This is a genomic window from Shewanella electrica (assembly GCF_022321485.1).
GTDB classification, from domain to species: Bacteria; Pseudomonadota; Gammaproteobacteria; order Enterobacterales; family Shewanellaceae; genus Shewanella; species Shewanella electrica.
Genome location: NZ_JAKOGG010000869.1, coordinates 1 through 229, shown reverse-complemented (window position 1 = coordinate 229; position 229 = coordinate 1). Strand labels below are relative to the sequence as shown.

The following is a 229-nucleotide window of genomic DNA, read 5'->3' as shown; positions in this document are numbered from 1 at the left end:
ATTGAAGATGCAGAAACATTATGCAAGTTGCAGTATCTTATTAAAAACTTCGATGCCGCCTATTACTTTCTGCCATCGATTATCGACGACTATGACTTTCTAGCTGGCTATGTAGTGACGCCCGTATGTAATGGCGCGGGCGATGAAGAGCTGTATGTCTTGCTCAGTTTCGCGCACGAACATCGTTTTGTGCGTTTCGAGCTAGAAGACGATGAGTTTTATCACGATT

The 229-nt window shown here is 43.7% G+C and carries 1 protein-coding gene; it reads left to right on the top strand.

The window, feature by feature from the left end; genetic code table 11:
• Positions 1-27 precede the first annotated feature (27 nt).
• Positions 28-229: hypothetical protein (locus L9G74_RS22265; protein WP_238899159.1), on the top strand; the 202-nt coding region annotated here is incomplete at its 3' end.